The sequence below is a fragment of the Kribbella sp. NPDC059898 genome (assembly GCF_042730855.1).
GTDB lineage: Bacteria > Actinomycetota > Actinomycetes > Propionibacteriales > Kribbellaceae > Kribbella.
Map to the genome: position 1 here is coordinate 623,766 of NZ_JBHWKR010000001.1, position 16,399 is coordinate 640,164.

The following is a 16,399-nucleotide window of genomic DNA, read 5'->3' on the forward strand; positions in this document are numbered from 1 at the left end:
TCCTTTACCGGTTAACGATTTCGGCAGAACGTTAACCGGTAAACGATCTAGTGGTCAAGGAGTCCGCCGGTGCCCGAGTTCCTGGAGCTGCACAGCAAGACGTCCAAGTTGCTGCGGGCCGCCGCCGACAACGCCGTACAACGCCATGGGCTGCGGCTCGGACAGGATCACCTGCTCGCGGCGCTGTGGGCGCAGGACGGCCGTACGCCCGGCGAGATCGCCGCCGCGGTGAACGTGACCACGCCCGCGGTCACCAAACTCGCCACTCGAATGGCCGAGGCAGGACTGCTCGAACGCCGTCCCGACCCGCACGACAACCGCCTCGTCCGCCTCTGGCTGACCCCGCCCGGCCGCGCCCTCCAGGCCCCCATCGAGGCCGAACGCCAACAACTCGAGGACCGCATCACCGCGACCCTCACCAAAACTGAGCGAGCCCAGTTGCTGAAGGCCCTGACCAAGATCCACCAAGCGCTGGTGGACGGCGCTAGCTGGGCTTGATGTTCTGGTTGAGGTGGAACAGGTTCGTCGGGTCGTAAGCGTTCTTGACCGCCACGAGCCGTTCGTAGGTCGCCGCCGGGTACGAGGCCCTGACGATGTCCTCATTCGTCTCACCGGTGAAGTTCACGTACGACGCCGCGCCCGGCCCGAGCGAACTACCGGACGCACGAGCCCACTCGACCGCCCCGTCGTACCCGGCCGCGTCCTCGCTCCGGGCGACTACGTTGAGGATGTACTCGCGGTCCCGGGTACCGAACGCCGTGGCGTCGGCTGGCACCCGGCCCATCGCGCCACCGAGATGGTGGACGTGGAGCTCCGACAAACCGTTCGGCACTTCGGCGTGCGCGGCGACGAGCGCGTCGACGGTGGTCGGGTCGAGCTCGCTGAAGAACGCCGAACGGAAGTAGTTCCGCAGGCCGCGCGGGAACAGCGGATCAAGCAGCGTCTGCATCGCGTTGTACGGCATCGGCCCGAACAGGTCCGCGACCACCGGCGCGAGTTCGCGGAACGGCCGGGTCGCGGCGTCGCCGGCCTCCGGCTGCCCGGACCACATGCCGAGGACGGCGACGATCGGCTTGCCGTGCACCTCTTCCGGCAGGAACGGCAACGGCGGTGCGGTGGTCAGATTGATTGCCAAGGACAACTCGTCCGGCGCCGACGCGGCCGCCGTACCGAAGCCTCGCAGTACGTCGGCTGCCCGATCGCCCGGGTAGAAGACGAGGCCCGCGAAGACGGTCGGACCGACCTCGTACGCCGTGAACTCGAACGAGGTGACGACACCGAAGTTGCCGCCGCCGCCCCGCAGGGCCCACAGCAGTTCGGGGTTCTCGGTCTCACTCGTGTGCAGGTATCGGCCGTCCGCGGTGACGACATCGGCGCCGATGAGGTTGTCGCAGGCCAGGCCTGCCTTGCGGACGAGCCAGCCGATCCCGCCGCCGAGCGTGAACCCGGCGACACCGGTCGACGACACCAGACCGCCGGTGACGGCGAGCCCGAAGGCCTGCGCCTCCGCGTCGACATCGCCCCAGGTGCAGCCGCCGTGCGCCACGATCCGGCGGCGATCCGGGTCGATCCGGACCGAGTTCATCGGCGACAGGTCGACGACGATGCCCCCGTCGGTGGTCGAGAAGCCCGGGATGCTGTGGCCGCCGCCCCGGACGGCCAGCGTCAACCCCTCGCTCCGGGCGAACTCCACGGCCCGGATGACGTCGGCCACCCCCTTGCACCGGACGATCAGCGCCGGCAACTTGTCGTGCGCGGCGTTCCAGATCGACCGTGCATCGTCGTACGACGGATCGGCCGGACGGATCAGCTCGCCACGAAGTCCTTCGGCAAGTTCACCGAGGGTGGCCTCCCCGAGTGTGTCCTGCCGTGCTTGCGTCGTTGTCATTTCCACTCCTGATTCGTCCCGGGCCAGGACGTTTCCTGGCCCGGCAACGACGTTAGGAAGGAGGCCTTCGCAACGGCTTAGCGTGACTTAGCGGCTCATCAACAGAGCATCGACACGTGCGGTCCCGATGCGGCACCCCAGCCGGGTGAAGATCTCCGCGGCGATCGGAACGTGTCTGTCCACCACCTCGCCGTCACCGTCGTCGCCGGCGAGTTCGGCAGCGAGCAGCCGCGTCCACGCCTCGAGGCGCAGATATCCCTGTGGATGGAAGGCTTCGACCGCCTGCTCGGTCAGGATTCGCGCGGTACGGCGCTCGTCGGCCAACAGCTCGACGACCGCCAGATTTAGCAGGGCGCCGCCGGCCGCGGGCGCGTCGTCGACAGCTTCGCCCCGATCCAGAGCCGCGCGGGTGAGCCGCCGTCCGGCGACGGGATCGCCTGCCGCTGCGGCCAGCAGGCCGAGGTTCGCGAGCGTCAGGCTCTCACCACGGCGATCGCCCAGCTGCTGCCGGATTCGGAGCGCTTCGCGCAGATCCCGTTCGGCCGGATCGAGCAGTCCCTGGTCGCGTTCGATGCAGCCGAGGTGGTTGAGGGCGTGGCCGAGTCCGGCCGCGTCCTCGATTCCCTTGAACGTGTCAACAGATCGTCGTACGGCGTCCTGTGCCGCGGCCAGGTCCCTCCGCAACCGGTGCGCGTCGGCCAGACCCGACAACGCGTAGCCAGTGCCTTGTACGGCGCCGACCCGTCGACCGAGCAGGAAGGTCTCCTCGAAGACCGGGACCCACCGTCCGTCGACGGGCATCAGCGGCAGGCACATCGTGACGCCGGGAAAGAACCGGCCCGCGTTCGGATCGATCTGCTGCAGCCGCCGCAGACATTCCTCGAACCGTTGTTGTGCCAGCTCGGCGTCCTCGCGGAACAGTCCGGTCATCGCGGACAACCCTTGCGCGGCCGCGGCGACCGGCGCCGCGCCGAGGGCGTCGGCCTGGACGAGCGCGTCTTCGGCGATCCGCTCGATCTCGTCGAGATCGCCGCTCCCGAGCAGCAGCGTGCCGCGCAGTACCCGAGTGGTCACGAGATCGACCGGGTCGCCGGACTGCTCGGCCACCGCGACCGCCTCGTCTCCGAGCCGGGCGAGCCGGTCGGCCAATCCGCTCCGCGCGAGCAGGATCGCCAGCGCGAAGATGGCGCGCGCCCGTTCGCGCGACGGCTCGACCGCCACCTCCAGGACGCGTTCGAGCCAGCCCGCACCTTCGGAGAAGTGACCCCGCGCCAGCCAGTACGGCGACAGGCTGAGCCCGAGCAGGAGAGCCCGCTCGTGATCGTGGCGGAGCGCCCAGCCGAGAGCGCCGCGGAGGTTGTCGTGGTCGGCGTCGAGCAGCTGGGGGTGTTCGACGACGACGCCGGACCGCTCGGGATCCTCGTCGGCCGCGAGTTCCAGGAAGTGTCTGCAATGCGCCGCCTCCATCGGGGCGGCCTCGTGCGCCGAGACCAGACGCTCGTGCGCGAACTGGCGAATGGTCTCCAGAAGCCGGTACCGGGAGCGCGGACCGTCGTGGTCCACCATCAGCAGCGATTTGTCGACCAGGCGGCCGAGCACGTCCAGAACCTCGGGAACCCGGTCGTCCACGCACACCTCTTCGGCGGACCGGAGCGAGAAGCTGCCGGAGAAGACCGCGAGCCGGCGCAACAGCACCTGCTCGTCGTCCGACAGCAAGGCGTGGCTCCACTCGAGCGTTGCTCGCAGCGTGGCGTGCCGAGTGACCTCGCCGGGGCGGCCGAGCAACGACAGCGCCTCGCCTAGACGTGCGGCGATCTCGGCGGCCTCGAGGTGCGACGCACGGGCGGCGGCCAGCTCCAGGGCGAGCGGAATGCCGTCGAGGCAACGGCAGATCTCGACGACCGCGGTGGCGTTGGTCGGGTCCAGGACGAAGCCGGGCCGGACGTCCTGGGCTCGGTCGACGAACAGCCGTACCGATGACAGCGTGCCGAGACGGTCCAGTTCCTCGGCGTCCGACGGTTCAGGAAGTTCGAGCGACGGCACCCGGAAGGTCACCTCGCCCGGTGCGTGCAGGGGCTCGCGGCTGGTCGCCAGCAGGCTGACGCCCGGGCAGCTTCGTCGTACTGCGCTCGCGAAGCCGGCGCAGGCCGCGAGCAGGTGCTCGCAGTTGTCCAGCACGAGGAGAAGATTCCTCGATGCCACGCGGGTGATCAGCGTGCGCATCGAGTCCGAGCCGGCAGCTGGGTCGAGGCCCAGCGCGGCGGCGACGGTGTCGGCGACGAGGTGCGGATCGGCGACCGGTACGAGGTCGGCGATCCAGACGCCATCGGCGTACTCATCGACCAGCCGGCGAGCGGTCTCTTCCGCCAAACGGGTCTTGCCGGCGCCTCCGACGCCGGTGAGGGTGACCAGTCGGCCCTGCTCGATCAGGCGATGGACATCCGCGATCTCCCGCTCGCGGCCGACGAAACTGGTCAACGCCGGCGCCAGGTTGTGCCTGCGTTGCGTCGTCGGGGCTTCGGCGGTGCCGGTCAGCAGTTCTTGGTAGAGGCGCTGGGTCTCCGGGTCGGGATCGGTGCCGTACGCCGTACGCAGGTCGGTTCGCAACCGTTCGTACTGCGCCAACGCCTCGGACGAGCGGCCCGTCGCGCCATGGCGCCGCATCAGGCTCCGGACAGCCTGCTCGTGCAGCGGATCCATCGCCAACGCGCGGGTCAGGGCATCGAACGCCTCCGCATCCTGTCCGGCTGCCGCGGCTGCGTCCGCGAGGTCGACGAGAAGGTTGCCGAAGGTCGCGCGGAGCGCCTCCCGCGGCCGGACAGCCCAGTCTTCGAACCGATCCTCGGGCAGGAGATCGCCCGCATACGCGGCGACCGCGGCGCGCAGGTCGGCGAGGTCACCACTGGTCCGACCGAGCGCCGCCAGCCGTTCGAACGTCCGTACGTCGACCTCGACGAGACCGGTCGCGAGCAGCACGACGAAGTCCTCGCGCAACTCCAGCAGCCCGTTGGCCGGATCGTCGCCCGCGAGCACTCTCCGTGCGACGTGCAGCGCCTGATGGAGGTTGTTGACCGCGGAGTTCGGGGCCCGATCCGGCCACAACGCCTCGACTAGTACGTCCCGGTGCAGCCGCTGCTCAGGCGCCAACGCAAGCAGCTTGACCAACGTCCGCGCCTTCCGCAGCCGCCACGCCGTCGACTCGACAGTCCGCCCGCCGCGATCGACAGCAAAACCCCCGAGCAACCGGATCCACAACTCTGCCACCTTCACCCTCCCCCCACGATCGTAGGCACCGACGAGCGGGCGCAGCTGACGAAGATTCACCAGGCCTTGCTGGACGGCGGCTGACGTAGGTTGCCGGTATGGCGAACACCCGCATGATCAGCGTCCCGGACAGTGCGTTGCTCGCCCGTGCCACCCGCACCTTCATGAACGCGGATGCGGGCCCCGACTACCTCAAAACCCCAGGAACGCTGGTGTTCGTGGCCACTGACGGCGACGAGATCACCGGCTGGTGCTGGGGTTCCCAGCTCGCCCGCCCGGACGGTACGTCGATGCTGTATCTCCACCAACTCGAAGTCGCCGAGGCCCACCGCCGGAAGGGGATCGGCCGGGACCTCACCGAAGCGTTCATCCACGCGGGTCGCGAGGCCGGCGCGACGAAGATGTTCCTCACCACCGGCGCCCACAACACCCCGGCCCGCACCCTCTACACTTCCCTGGGCGGCGGCCTCGCCACCCAGGGAGCGACCGAGAACTACTGGTTCCTGCTCTAAAGCTTCGCGCCGATCAGCTGGTAGATGTCGTCGTGCGCGCCTGGTAGGTCGTCGTGGCCGAAATCGGGGTACGTGCGGACTTCCTTCACCGACTCGAGCTTGTTGTACGCCGCGAACTGCGTCGACGGCGGACAGATCTGGTCCTCGAGCCCGACGAACAACGTCACCTCGCCGCGGATCCGTGACGCCAGGTGCTGCACGTCGATGTAGCCGAGGGTCGTGAACGCCTCCTCCTGGCGGAGATGCCGCGGGTCGCGCTTGCGGAACCAGGTGACGATCTCGTTGTACGGCGCCGTGTCGAGGTTCAGGTCCCACGTGCGCTGGTAGTCGCACAGGAACGGGTACACGCTCGCGGTGTACTTGATCGTCGGCGTGAGCGCGGCCGCTACCAGCGACAGGCCGCCGCCCTGGCTCCAGCCGGTCGTCGCGATCCGGGCCGCGTCGACATCGGGCAGCCCGCCGATCAGGTCGGCCAGCCGGCGCGTGTCCAGGAAGACGTGCTTGTACAGCAGCCCGTCCGGCCCGTCGTCGAGCCCGTGCACCAGGTGGTTGTGCAGCGCGAAGCTGTTCGGCGCCTGGGACGGCGTACGGAACGCGACCTGCTCGCGGACGTCGAGCGCCGCGACCGTGAACCCGCGGGCGGCGTACGGCAGCAGGTCGACCCACTTCGGCTGCTCGCCGCCGTACCCGTGGAACAGCAGTACGGCGGGCCCGGTCGGCGCGGCCGGGCGCACCACCTTCGCGTGCACCCGGTACCCGCCGGTGCCGTTGAAGTACAGGTGCTGGGCCACGCCGGTGGTCAGCGGGAAGTCGTCGGCGTCGACGAACTCGGCGTCGGCCGGCACCGCGTCGAGCTCGAGCAGTGCCTTGTCCCAGAACGCGTCGAAGTCCGCGGGCCGCGGGTTCGTGCCCTGGTAGGTCAGGAGTTCGTCGTACGGCAGGTCGAAGGAAAGCACCGGATCATTCTGCGCTGCCGTTGTCCTCCGCGGCAGTCCCGTCCCAGATGGTGTACCCGTGCGCCGCGTTCAGCTTGTCCCGCAGCGCGGCCTCGAGCGTGCCGACCTGCTTCGGCGGCAGCCAGGACACCGGCAGCAGGACCGGCTGGTCGGCGTGCTTGGTGCGCAGCACGATCGCCTCGCCGTGCGTGGTCTCGACCCGGCCCACCTCGGTGATGTCGGTCCAGGCGGTCCGGACGCCGCGGACGTCGATGTCGTGGTCCCGCAGCTGCGCGACCTTCGGCGGCCGGGCCAGGATCCACAGCCCGGCGAGCGCGATCAGCCCGCCGAGCGTGACGAACACCGACACCGCGACCGACGGCAGGCCGAACGCCCAGAGCAGGGCGGCCACCCCGAGAATGATCAACCCGGCGGCCAGGATCCCGAGGAATCGTCCCGCCCGCATCCGGTACGTCGTCCGCATCGACACAGGATCTCATCCGCTCCGGGCCGCCGGATCAGAAGGCGTCGGTCTCGGACGACGGCGCGTTGCCGAGCGGGGACTTGGTCAGCGTGACCGTCCACGCGTACTGGCCGCTGAAGATGTCATCGAACTTCTGATAAGCGCAGTTCTCGGTGAACCGGCGGTTCTTCGCGTCCCAGTTCGTCCCGGACTTGAAGTACACGTAGTAGTCCTGCTTCCGGAGTCCGTTAAGGGTCGCGCTCTTGTTGGCGCGGACGTAGATCGAGGCCTCCGGCGTCCGCGGGTTGCTGGTGGTGACGACGACCACCACGTCGTTCCCGGAGTTGACGATCTTCAGCGACCCCGGACCACGCGACCCGGACCGCTGGAACACGTCGCCGTTCTCGCCGCGGCCGCCGATCACCGCCGGGGCGGCTGGCTTGGCCGGTACCGACACCGCGCCGAACTTCACGCCCTTGCCGATCGACGTCTGCACGCTCTGCGCCAGCCCCGCGAACGCGGTCCGGATCCCGCTCTTCGCCTCGTACAGCCGCACGTCCGGCGCCTTCGGGAAACCGCAGCTGGTCTTCGTGTCCCCGGCCTTGCTCAGCTGCGTCGCCACGTCCCCGGCGTACGCGTCGAAAGCGTCGAGTACGGCGGGATGCGCGGTCACCAGGCCGCTCGGCGGCGTGATCTTCGCGAGCTCGTTCCGCTCGATGACCACTGCGGCGGCCAGCTGCTTGCGGCTCGCGTCGAACGCCGCGACCGTGCCGGCGTTCATCACCCGGGCGACGTTCGGCTTCAGGACCTTTTCGACGTTCGTCAGCGCCCGCTGGTACATCGGCACCGAGAGCGGGACCGCGGTCGGCGTCGGTGAAGGCTTCGGCGCGGCCGACGTGGGCGGCGGCGTACTGCTGGTCGTCGAGGACCCGGACGAGGGCGCGGCCCCGCTGTCCGGCTTACTGCTGCTGCAACCCGCAACGGTCAGGAGCGAAACCCCGACCAGAACCGCCAACGAACGCCTCACGTCACCCCCAGGTGTGACCAGATTCCATTCTGGTCCAATTCTCTCCTGAGGAAGGTTCAGTTACCGGTGCCGGTCTCGTTCGGGTTGTACGCGCACGCGTCGGCCAGGTTCTGCGCCGTACCCGGAGTCGGCGTGGTCTTCGCCGGCGTCGGCTTCTTCGTCGTACCGGTGGTCGGCTTATTGGTGGGCTTCGGGGTCGGCGTCCCCGCGACCGGGTTCAGCGAGTTCTGGATGATCTGCTGCATCGCCGTGTAGTCCGGGTTCTTGCCGGTGGGGAAGTTCTTGTTCTTGTCCAGGTCGATGTTGGTGACCTTGGCGCTCTTCACCTTCAGCGCGAGCTGGATGAACGCCGGCAGGATCTCCTGCGGGATGTCGGTGCGCAGCAGCTCCTTGCTGGCCTTCGCGATCTCCTGGTAGCTGGTCACCAGGGCCTGCGGGCTCGCGCTGTTCACCAGCGCGTGGATCGTGCAGCGCTGGCGCTCCTGCCGGGACGGGTCGCTCAGCCCGTACCGCCCGCGGGCGAACCACAGCGCGTGGTAGCCGTCGAGCTTCTGGTTCGGGCCCGGCTCGATGTAGCCGCTCGGCAACTTGTGCCCGTTCGTGCCAGGACCCTGGCCGTAGTCGCCGCCGATCGGGACCCGGTAGTTGACGTTCACCGTGATGCCGCCGAGCGCGTCGATGATCTGCCTGAAGCCGGCCAGGTTGACCTGCATGTAGTAGTCGATGTCCAGGCCGAGCGCCGCGCTCGCGGCCAGCTTGACCGCGTCCGCGCCCTCGTTGTCGGTCTGGCCGAGGATCCCCGGGTGCGCCTTCGGGACGTTGTCGTACATCGCGTCGAGGTAGTACTCCGGCTGCTCGATGCTGCCCTGGCTCGGGTCCCAGAACCCGTCCGGGTACGCCTTGTGCAGCGGCGAGTCCGCCGGGAACGGCATCCGCATCCAGTTCCGGCTGAGCGAGATCAGCGAGGTGTTACCGGTCTTGGTGTCGATGCTGGCCACGATCACCGTGTCCGTCCGGACACCCGTCCGGCCGATGCCGTCGTCGGCGCCGAGCAGCAACAGGTTCAGGCGCGGGATCTTCGCCCACGGATCGGCGTTGTTCACCTTTGGCCGAGTCGCGCTCTTCGACTTGCCCTCGGACTGGAACACGCTGCCGACCAGGTCGCGCTGCGCCATCACGGTCTGCGCCGCGACGGTCGTCGGTACGGCGATCGCGAAGCACAGCAAGCCGACCACCATCGCGCCCGCCAGCCGGCCGGTGTAGGTCATGCTGACCGGGCGGATCAGCTTGTGCGAGGCGATCACGACCCAGATCCAGCAGGCACCCAGGACGACGACGGCGCCGGTCGCGATCAGCAGCTGCCGCGGGGACACCGCCAGCGCGAGGACCGAGTCGCGGTGCGTGAGACCGACGTACGCGCCGATCAGCAGCAGGCCGATGCTGAGCGTCAGGACGAACGCGCCGAGCTTCTTGCGGCCGCCCATCAACAGCCCGGAGCCGGGGATCAAGGCGCTGACCAGGGTCAGCCCGATCGCCTTCGACGCCGTACGGGCCCGATGAGAGCGAGGCCGGGATCGGCCGGCGCGAGGCGCCGCCCTCCGGCCGGCTGCGCGAGTACTCCGCGACATAGCTCCGTTCCCTGATCGACGACGTCATAACCTGCCCGTCGGCCGCCGGAGCGACCCACGGTACTTCAGACGCCCACGGCACCCATTTGGTTGACGTGATGCTGGCGACCCCCGTCGATGTTCGCCAGCGTACACATGCACCGGCCGATACACCCAAGGTCCCACAGCCACCACTCAGCGTGGCGGACCCCGCCACCACACGCCGGGCGCCGGCCTGAGGCCCGGGGCCGAGGACCCGTTTTGGCAGCGGGCCGGTCGAGCAGATAGGCTTGGCCGTCGTCGCGTCCCCCGCGTGGGGACCGTCGGAGGAGGCGTCGCCTAGTCCGGTCGATGGCGCCCGCCTGCTAAGCGGGTTGAGGGTAAACCCCTCTCGCGAGTTCAAATCTCGCCGCCTCCGCTCTGGGAGCTCTTTGCCTGCAGAAAGCGCAGGCAAAGAGCTCCGGCTGTTTTCTGGGGGTGCAACCCCCAGACCCCGCCCGGCGCTCTGGGAGCTCCTTGCCTGCAGAAAGCGCAGGCGAGGAGCTCCGGCTGTTTTCTGGGGGTGCAACCCCCAGACCCCGCCCGGCGGGGCTTCGCCCCCCGGACCCCCCGGTTGGGTGCGTGGCTGGGTTAGTTGGTTCGCTGCTTCTTTGCTTCGGCGATGCGTTCTACGGTGCGTGGGGTCATCGGCTCCGGCGAGATGATGGCGTGGTCGATGCCGAGCTTCTGGTAGGCCGTCAGGGCAGCCGGCAGGTCCTGGACCGGGATCGCGCTCGGGTTGGGCTCGGCGACCGGTTGGTCGGGGTCGCGGGCGATGAGGCCTACGGTGCGGGTGATGGTGGGGCGGTTCGCGGTCTTCAGCGCTTCGTCCAGCGTTTGCAGGCGTTCGGTGAGTTTGTCGGATGGGGTGCCGTACCAGGCGGTGTTCCAGGCGTCGGCCCATTGGGTGATGAGCTTGAGCATGCGGGGGCGGTGGCCGGCGACCAGGAGCGGGATGCGGTGGGGCGGGGCCGGGTCGAGGTTCGCGTCGCGCACGGAGTAATAGGTGCCGTCGTACGTGACGGTTTCGCCGCGGAGGAGTCTTGCGACGATTTCCAGCCATTCGGCGAAGCGGCCGACGCGGTGGTCGGTGGGGAGGCCGAAGGCTTCGTACTCCGGGTCGTGCCAGCCGGCGCCGACGCCGAGGGTCAGCCGGCCGCCGGATACCTCGTCGAGGGTGGCGGCCATCTTCGCGGTCAGGCCCGGATCGCGGAACGAGGCGCAGAGCACCATGTTGCCGAGCTCGACCCGTTCGGTGACCGCGGCGACCGCGGACAGCAGGGTCCAGCTGTCGTGCATCCCGAAGACCTGGCCCTCGCCGTCGCGGTACAGGAAATGGTCCGCGATCCAGACCGAGTCCAACCCGCCCTGCTCGGCGGCCTCGGCGACCGCGCGGACGTCCCGCCACCCCGGCATCCCGCCATCCGGCCCGTCCCCGGCGCCGAGCGGAAGCATCACTCCGACCTTCACGCCCACGGTCCCACCCCGCCGATCTTGTCGACCGTGATGTGGGTGATGTACCCCGGCGGCGGCTCGGCGCCCGGGAAGAACTCCGCGTCCGGGCCGATGTAGGTCTTCGCGAGGTTCCGCAGTACGTCGACCGCGCCACCCTCGGTGATCCGTGCCGTCCCGGCGATCACCAGGTACTCGGCCAGCCCCATCTCGTTGACGACGTGGGTCTCCACCGTCAGCGCGACCCGGCCGTCGCGGCGGATGTTCTTCACCTTGCGGTTGTTCGGGATGTGCGCGGCGATGATCTCGTCGCCGTCCAGGCCGACCCAGACCACCGACGCCTGCGGACTGCCGTCGGGGTTGATCGTCACCAGATGGCCGAGGGCGTTCGACTCGAGCACCGCTCGTGCGCTGTCAGGGATTCGCATGCGGTCAACGTAGTTGGATCATGGGCCTATGAGGAGGCCGTACCGGGATCGGGCGGCCGCCGGCCGGGCACTGGCGGACGAGCTCGGCCCGGTCGCCGGCTCCGTGCTGGTACTCGGGCTGGCGCGCGGCGGCGTACTCGTCGCGGCCCCGGTCGCGGACGCCCTTGGCGCGGAGCTCGACGCTCTGGTCGTCCGCAAACTCGGCGTCCCGTGGCAGCCGGAGCTGGCGATGGGCGCGATCGCCGGCGTCGGCGAGGAGCTGTACCTGGTCCGCAACGAGCCGGTCGCGGCGGGCGTCGATTCGGACGCGATGGAAGCGGTACGCCGGTCCGAGGAGCGCGAGCTGCGCCGCCGCGAGCGGACGTACCGCGGCGACCGGCCGCCGATCGACGTACGGGACCGTGTCGTCGTCCTGGTCGACGACGGCCTCGCGACCGGTACGACGATGCGCGCCGCGGTGGACGCGGTACGGCGGCAACGCCCCGCGCAGGTGATCGCCGCCGTACCCATAGGCAGTACGGCCAGCTGTCGCGGACGCGGGGCGGACCGGGTGGTGTGCCCGTGGTTCCCGCAGTACTTCGCCGCGGTCGGGCAGGCGTACCGCGACTTCTCGGAGGTCAGCGACGACCAGGTACGGCGGGTACTCGCGGAAAGTACAGCGCGGCGCCCCGGGAGGTGATCCGGGGCGCCGCGCTGTCGTCCGGCCGCCGGCTTCCGACTCGGCGGCCGGTGCTCGTCAGCCCAGGCGGGCCTTGAGGTTGTCCAGCTCGACCTTCAACGACGCCGGGACGGTGTCGCCGAGCTTCGCGAACCACTCCTCGATCAGCGGGAGCTCGGCGCGCCACTCGTCGGCGTCGACGTTCAGCGCGATCTCCAGGTCGTGCGCGGTCAGGTCCAGCCCGGTGACGTCCAGCGCGCCCTCAGCCGGGACCCGGCCGATCGGCGTCTCGACCGCGTCGGCCTGACCCTCGATCCGGTCGATGACCCACTTCAGCACGCGGCTGTTCTCACCGAAGCCCGGCCAGACGAACTTGCCGGCCTCGTCCTTGCGGAACCAGTTCACGTAGAAGATCTTCGGCAGCTGCGCCGCGTCGTGCTGCTTGCCGACGGTCAGCCAGTGGTCGAAGTACTGCCCGGCGTCGTACCCGAGGAACGGCAGCATCGCCATCGGGTCCCGGCGGACGACACCTACCTGGCCGACAGCGGCCGCGGTCGTCTCCGAGGACAGCGTCGCGCCCATGAACACGCCGTGCGCCCAGTCCCGGGACTCGGTCACCAGCGGCACCGTCGTGGCGCGGCGGCCGCCGAAGATGATCGCGGAGATCGGCACGCCGTTCGGGTCGTCGTACTCGTCGGCGAGGATCGGGCACTGCGTGATCGGCGTGCAGAACCGGCTGTTCGGGTGGCTGGACAGCTCGCCCGAGTCCGGCGTCCACTCGCGGCCCTTCCAGTCGGTCAGGTGGTCCGGCGGGGTCGGCGAGTAGCCCTCCCACCAGACGTCGCCGTCGTCGGTGAGCGCGACGTTCGTGAAGACCGAGTTACCCTTCTCGATCGTGCGCATCGCGTTCGGGTTGGTCTTCCAACCGGTTCCGGGGGCAACACCGAAGAGCCCGAACTCCGGGTTCACGGCGTACAACCGGCCGTCCTTGCCGAACCGCATCCAGGCGATGTCGTCGCCGAGCGTCTCGACCTCCCAGCCCTCCAGCGTCGGGTCGAGCATCGCCAGGTTGGTCTTGCCACAGGCGCTCGGGAAGGCGGCCGCGACGTAGTGCACCTTCTTCTCCGGCGAGATCAGCTTCAGGATCAGCATGTGCTCGGCCAGCCAGCCCTCGTCGCGCGCCATCGCGGACGCGATCCGCAGCGAGTAGCACTTCTTGCCGAGCAGCGAGTTGCCGCCGTACCCCGAGCCGTACGACCAGATCGCCCGCTCCTCCGGGAACTGCACGATGTACTTCTCGTCGTTGCACGGCCACGGCACGTCCTGCTCGCCCTTGTGCAGTGGCGCGCCGACCGAGTGCAGGCAGGGGACGTACGGCGCGTCGGCGCCCATCTTCTCGAGTACCTCGGCGCCGCTGCGGCACATGATCCGCATCGAGGCGACGACGTACGCCGAGTCCGTGATCTCGACGCCGAACATCGGCTTCTCGGCGGTCAGCGGGCCCATGCAGAACGGGACGACGTACATCGTCCGGCCGCGCATCGCACCGCGGTACAAGCCGGTCAGCGTCGCCTTCATCTCGGCCGGCTCGACCCAGTTGTTGGTCGGACCCGCGTCCTTCTCGTCGACCGAGCAGATGAACGTGCGCTGCTCGACCCGCGCGACGTCCGACGGGTCGGTGCGGACCCAGAACGAGTTCGGCTTCTTCTCGTCGTTCAGCCGGACCATGGTGCCGGCCGCGATCAGCTCGTCGGTGAGCTTCGCGTACTCCGCGTCCGACCCGTCGACCCAGTGGATCCGGTCCGGCTGTGTGAGGGCGGCGACCTCGGCCACCCAGCCCAGCAGGCCGGCGTGCTGGGTCGGCGCGTCGCTCAGGTCGTACTGCCGGTCGTTCGCCGGGAGGGTGGCGGTGCTGTCGGCTCGGTGGTCGGCTTTGGTCCGGGTCGGATTGGCGATCGTCGTCATTCGCGGCTCATTCCCTCTCGGCTGCCGGGTCCGGTGACGTCCCGGCCTCTCGACGCTGAAAGGCGGGTACGGCGTCCGGCCGCCGGGGTCTCCGGCGGTTCGGTGCAGCTGGCTGGCGGTGTGATCTGTCGCATACCAGTAGTTCCAGTGGATACATACCAGTGTGCAAGTGGTTTTAACGGTACGCGACGTCGCCGGGGTCTGAGAACCCCTAGAACGTGAACCCGGTCACAAAGTTTTCGCGACAATCGCTTTCCGGTGCCGCTTGTGAAAATGAGAACGGCCCGCGCGGGATGCGCGGGCCGTTCCAGGAGATTTTGCGGTACTTCAGCTGGTCTGCCGCCAGATGTCGTTGACCAGCCGCTGCACGTCCGGCGCCTCGACGGTCTGCCCGTACGCCATCACCCCGACCAGCCACCAGTGACCGCCGCTCTGGAACGCGCGGGTCATCGTGATCGTGTACGGCGTCGCGGTCGACACCGTCAGCCAGGTCCGCGCGTCCTTCGCGGTGGCCGGCGCGGTCGTCCGGTAGATCGCGGTCCACTGCTTGTCGAAGCTCGGCCGGTCGGCCAGGCACTTCGCGAGCGTCACGCACGGGTGCAGCGCGAACTGCGCCTGCATCGCGTTCTTCAGCCCGCCCGGCGCGTAGTCGTTCTTGGTCACGACCTTCCGCAGGATCAGCTGCGACGACTCACCCAGGAACGCCACCTGTGGCGGCCGCGGCCAGCCGAACGCGAACGGGAGCTCCGCGTCCGCGACCACCTGTACGTCGGCGTTGGCCGGGTACGTCGCGCCGAAGACACCGGCCGAACCGTCAGGGTGCTTGTACGCCGCAGTGGTCGGCCGCTCGATCGGCGGGATCAGCACCCGCGCCGCGTACGGCTTCGGGCTGACCGCTGGCGCGCCGGCCGCGGGATCGGTGGGCTTGGCCTTCACCGCGCTGCCGATCGCGGTGCCGACGGAGTACGCGATCGTGAACACGATCAGCACCACGACCGCGACCACGGCGTACACCCAGGCGCCGATCTTGCGGCGGTACTGCCGGGCGATCTCGATCCTGGACGGCTGTGTTTCCTCCGCCTGCTGTGGTTCCGGCGGGCGGTCGACGTAGGACGGGATGTTGGTGGCTGGTGGTGGCGCGGCGGCGCCGTACCTGCTGAGCTGATCGCGGACCGCGCGCAGCGACTCCGCGTCGTTGCCGACGATGCCGTCCAGCGGGTCGATCAGTCGCTCGGCGCCGGTCTGGCCCGCGATCAGCTGGGTGATCGCGTACGGGCGCTCGGTGTTGAAGCTGGCCGCCCAGAGCGGCGTCTCCTGCTGGCCCGGGACCAGCGCGGCGTTGCGGCTCGCACCGGCCAGCCGGTCGACGACGGTCTGGTTCCGGGCGCCGTCCTCGCTCAGGATCAGCGCGACGATCTCCATCCCGGTGAACGTCCGCCCGTGCCACAGCTCCGCCAGCGGGTGCTGCAGGATCCGCTGGTCGAGTTGGTAGCCGGGGATCTCCGGCGTGCTGTTGTTCACTTGCTCTCCCAGATCGCACGGTCCGCGAGCGCCAGCGCAGCCTGTTGCGCGGAGTCCCCGTCGATCGGGTTGGCCGTGTACTCCACCAGGACGACCACGTCGGCGTGCTGGACGAGCGCGTGCACGTTCCACGACTCGCCCGCCAGCCCGCTCTCGGTCCGGCTCGCCTTCGTCGGGTACGGGCGGTCCTTGTCGTACGACTTCAGCGGCGATCGCGTGAACGTCCGCTTCGCGACCTGGTCCGGCGTGAACGGCGTGTTCCCCGCGCCGGCGTCCTGCCCGCCGTACGGCGTGATCGTGACCTTCACGCTCGCCGACGTGTACGCCCGGACCTTCGCCCGCGAACTGCCCGCCTGGCAGGTGATCACCGACGTACCGCCCTGGATCATCGTCACCGGCCCGGCCGATGCCTTGGGCAACAGGCTGGACACGTCGCCGATCTTCGCGCACAGGTCCTTCGGCAGGGCGCGCGGTGGCGGGATGTCCCCCTGCGTCACCGGCTCGCCGACCGCGAACCCGACCCCGCCGCCGACCAGGGCAGCCACACCGCACCCGATCGCCGTACCGCGCACCAGCCGACTAGCCATGCCCGCGACCTTAGCCACGCGGAGGTCCTCCCTCACCCGACGAACACCCCGCG

Annotated in this window: 14 protein-coding genes and 1 tRNA gene; 4 read left to right on the forward strand and 11 right to left on the reverse strand. The window is 69.5% G+C overall.

Annotated features, from left to right (window positions below):
- Window positions 1–69 precede the first annotated feature (69 nt).
- Window positions 70–498: a MarR family winged helix-turn-helix transcriptional regulator gene (locus ACFV9C_RS03125; protein ID WP_380190401.1), complete on the forward strand. Its 429-nt coding sequence runs from the start codon at window positions 70–72 to the stop codon at window positions 496–498.
- Here ACFV9C_RS03125 and ACFV9C_RS03130 read toward each other — a convergent pair.
- Together ACFV9C_RS03130 and ACFV9C_RS03135 are read right to left on the reverse strand one after the other, a co-directional pair.
- Window positions 485–1,888 (reverse strand): FAD-binding oxidoreductase, encoded by a 1,404-nt coding sequence (locus ACFV9C_RS03130; protein WP_380190402.1) that lies wholly within the window; start codon window positions 1,886–1,888, stop codon window positions 485–487. The two genes, ACFV9C_RS03125 and ACFV9C_RS03130, sit on opposite strands and share 14 nt — an antisense overlap.
- 87 nt (window positions 1,889–1,975) lie before the next feature.
- The gene (locus ACFV9C_RS03135) at window positions 1,976–5,152 is read right to left on the reverse strand and encodes a BTAD domain-containing putative transcriptional regulator (protein ID WP_380190403.1); all 3,177 of its coding nucleotides are present in this window, start codon (window positions 5,150–5,152) and stop codon (window positions 1,976–1,978) included.
- 98 nt (window positions 5,153–5,250) lie between these two features.
- On the opposite strand from ACFV9C_RS03135, the gene ACFV9C_RS03140 reads away from it, so the two are divergent.
- The gene (locus ACFV9C_RS03140) at window positions 5,251–5,664 is read left to right on the forward strand and encodes a GNAT family N-acetyltransferase (protein ID WP_380190404.1); all 414 of its coding nucleotides are present in this window, start codon (window positions 5,251–5,253) and stop codon (window positions 5,662–5,664) included.
- Here ACFV9C_RS03140 and ACFV9C_RS03145 read toward each other — a convergent pair.
- Genes ACFV9C_RS03145 through ACFV9C_RS03160 form a run of 4 tightly spaced genes read right to left on the reverse strand, consistent with a single transcriptional unit; the run spans window position 5,661 to window position 9,717 of the window.
- The gene (locus tag ACFV9C_RS03145) at window positions 5,661–6,620 is read right to left on the reverse strand and encodes an acetylxylan esterase (protein ID WP_380190405.1); all 960 of its coding nucleotides are present in this window, start codon (window positions 6,618–6,620) and stop codon (window positions 5,661–5,663) included. The two genes, ACFV9C_RS03140 and ACFV9C_RS03145, sit on opposite strands and share 4 nt — an antisense overlap.
- Before the next feature lie 4 nt (window positions 6,621–6,624).
- Window positions 6,625–7,083, reverse strand: coding sequence for a hypothetical protein (locus tag ACFV9C_RS03150; RefSeq protein ID WP_380190406.1), 459 nt, complete (start codon window positions 7,081–7,083; stop codon window positions 6,625–6,627).
- Between the two features lie 34 nt (window positions 7,084–7,117).
- The gene (locus ACFV9C_RS03155; RefSeq protein WP_380190407.1) at window positions 7,118–8,089 is read right to left on the reverse strand and encodes a hypothetical protein; all 972 of its coding nucleotides are present in this window, start codon (window positions 8,087–8,089) and stop codon (window positions 7,118–7,120) included.
- Between the two features lie 56 nt (window positions 8,090–8,145).
- Window positions 8,146–9,717, reverse strand: a complete 1,572-nt coding sequence (locus tag ACFV9C_RS03160; RefSeq protein ID WP_380190408.1) for an LCP family protein — start codon at window positions 9,715–9,717, stop codon at window positions 8,146–8,148.
- A gap of 307 nt (window positions 9,718–10,024) precedes the next feature.
- Between ACFV9C_RS03160 and ACFV9C_RS03165 the strand changes: the two genes are divergently transcribed.
- Window positions 10,025–10,114 (forward strand) — tRNA-Ser (locus ACFV9C_RS03165).
- 212 nt (window positions 10,115–10,326) lie between these two features.
- On the opposite strand, the gene ACFV9C_RS03170 is transcribed toward ACFV9C_RS03165, so the two are convergent.
- Both ACFV9C_RS03170 and ACFV9C_RS03175 read right to left on the reverse strand, forming a co-directional pair.
- Window positions 10,327–11,190, reverse strand: a complete 864-nt coding sequence (locus ACFV9C_RS03170) for an LLM class flavin-dependent oxidoreductase (RefSeq protein WP_380190409.1) — start codon at window positions 11,188–11,190, stop codon at window positions 10,327–10,329.
- A gap of 11 nt (window positions 11,191–11,201) precedes the next feature.
- Complete coding sequence (locus ACFV9C_RS03175; protein ID WP_380190410.1) at window positions 11,202–11,615, reverse strand: PPOX class F420-dependent oxidoreductase; 414 nt, start codon at window positions 11,613–11,615, stop codon at window positions 11,202–11,204.
- Between the two features lie 28 nt (window positions 11,616–11,643).
- Here ACFV9C_RS03175 and ACFV9C_RS03180 point away from each other — a divergent pair, with 28 nt between their 5' ends.
- Window positions 11,644–12,294 (forward strand): phosphoribosyltransferase, encoded by a 651-nt coding sequence (locus tag ACFV9C_RS03180; protein WP_380190411.1) that lies wholly within the window; start codon window positions 11,644–11,646, stop codon window positions 12,292–12,294.
- A gap of 57 nt (window positions 12,295–12,351) precedes the next feature.
- On the opposite strand, the gene ACFV9C_RS03185 is transcribed toward ACFV9C_RS03180, so the two are convergent.
- The 3 genes from ACFV9C_RS03185 to ACFV9C_RS03195 form a co-directional block, all read right to left on the reverse strand.
- Window positions 12,352–14,238, reverse strand: a complete 1,887-nt coding sequence (locus ACFV9C_RS03185; RefSeq protein WP_380190412.1) for a phosphoenolpyruvate carboxykinase (GTP) — start codon at window positions 14,236–14,238, stop codon at window positions 12,352–12,354.
- A 327-nt stretch (window positions 14,239–14,565) separates the two neighbouring features.
- Window positions 14,566–15,759, reverse strand: coding sequence for a hypothetical protein (locus ACFV9C_RS03190; protein ID WP_380190413.1), 1,194 nt, complete (start codon window positions 15,757–15,759; stop codon window positions 14,566–14,568).
- Window positions 15,756–16,346, reverse strand: coding sequence for a hypothetical protein (locus ACFV9C_RS03195; protein ID WP_380190414.1), 591 nt, complete (start codon window positions 16,344–16,346; stop codon window positions 15,756–15,758). Before ACFV9C_RS03195 ends, ACFV9C_RS03190 begins: the two co-directional genes overlap by 4 nt.
- Window positions 16,347–16,399 lie beyond the last annotated feature (53 nt).

What these genes read in the sequence shown, in the direction of transcription:
- ACFV9C_RS03140 (WP_380190404.1), top strand. Translation starts at nt 5,251, where the DNA reads ATGGCGAACACCCGCATGATCAGCGTCCCGGACAGTGCGTTGCTCGCC.
- ACFV9C_RS03185 (WP_380190412.1), bottom strand. Translation starts at nt 14,238, where the DNA reads ATGACGACGATCGCCAATCCGACCCGGACCAAAGCCGACCACCGAGCC.
- ACFV9C_RS03150 (WP_380190406.1), bottom strand. Translation starts at nt 7,083, where the DNA reads ATGCGGACGACGTACCGGATGCGGGCGGGACGATTCCTCGGGATCCTG.
- ACFV9C_RS03180 (WP_380190411.1), top strand. Translation starts at nt 11,644, where the DNA reads ATGAGGAGGCCGTACCGGGATCGGGCGGCCGCCGGCCGGGCACTGGCG.
- ACFV9C_RS03130 (WP_380190402.1), bottom strand. Translation starts at nt 1,888, where the DNA reads ATGACAACGACGCAAGCACGGCAGGACACACTCGGGGAGGCCACCCTC.
- ACFV9C_RS03175 (WP_380190410.1), bottom strand. Translation starts at nt 11,615, where the DNA reads ATGCGAATCCCTGACAGCGCACGAGCGGTGCTCGAGTCGAACGCCCTC.
- ACFV9C_RS03160 (WP_380190408.1), bottom strand. Translation starts at nt 9,717, where the DNA reads ATGTCGCGGAGTACTCGCGCAGCCGGCCGGAGGGCGGCGCCTCGCGCC.
- ACFV9C_RS03195 (WP_380190414.1), bottom strand. Translation starts at nt 16,346, where the DNA reads ATGGCTAGTCGGCTGGTGCGCGGTACGGCGATCGGGTGCGGTGTGGCT.
- ACFV9C_RS03170 (WP_380190409.1), bottom strand. Translation starts at nt 11,190, where the DNA reads ATGCTTCCGCTCGGCGCCGGGGACGGGCCGGATGGCGGGATGCCGGGG.